Origin of the sequence: Bartonella vinsonii subsp. vinsonii (genome assembly GCF_902825235.1) — a bacterium.
GTDB classification, from domain to species: Bacteria; Pseudomonadota; Alphaproteobacteria; order Rhizobiales; family Rhizobiaceae; genus Bartonella; species Bartonella vinsonii.
Genome location: NZ_CADEAJ010000047.1, coordinates 1 through 626, shown reverse-complemented (window position 1 = coordinate 626; position 626 = coordinate 1). Strand labels below are relative to the sequence as shown.

Annotated in this window: 1 protein-coding gene; it reads right to left on the bottom strand. The window is 43.1% G+C overall.

All coding sequences use genetic code 11. The features are described 5' to 3' along the window. The coding region (locus J7R12_RS08625) for a ShlB/FhaC/HecB family hemolysin secretion/activation protein (protein WP_234924870.1) at nucleotides 1-626 on the bottom strand (626 nt) is incomplete at both ends.

Here is a 626-nt window from a genome sequence, read left to right as displayed (position 1 = left end):
GAATATTGACCACTCAAAAGATTGCTCAGTATAAAATCCAAGCCCCCTACCTTAAAAGGCGTCATGACACTAAGTGTGCCGGTAAATTTAGAAAATTGTGGCTCGCCATCCCCTGCCCCTGGAGCATGTTTCTTTACTGAATGAAACAAGGGGAGCCCTTGCAAATAACTCACATCAAAGGTCCATGTCCCACCCAACATCTGGCGCGAATGCGAAATCCCAAAATTAGCGACGCTATATTGACGGCTACCAACCTCTATCTTATTGCCAAGAAGGTAATTGTTGGTTCTTTTATAAGAAAGACCTAAATTCAAGGTTGTAAGCGAAACACTATCGCGGTGAAGAACCCTGCTTGTACTGGCGTGTAACTCACTGGAATCCCCCGTCGTCTCAATATCGGTAAAATTGCCAGGGATAATGCTTTGGTAATTATAAACAGTGCCATTCAATCCAAAAGTCCAATAACCGTAAGGAATACTCACACTCGCTGAAAAATTATTGCTATGTCCTTCTTGCTTGCTCCCACCCCAATAATCTGTCTCACTGCGTTGATAACCAAAATCCCACGCATCATTCATCCCTAAAATATTTTCACCCTTTAAGCCTGCACTATAACGCGCATAACC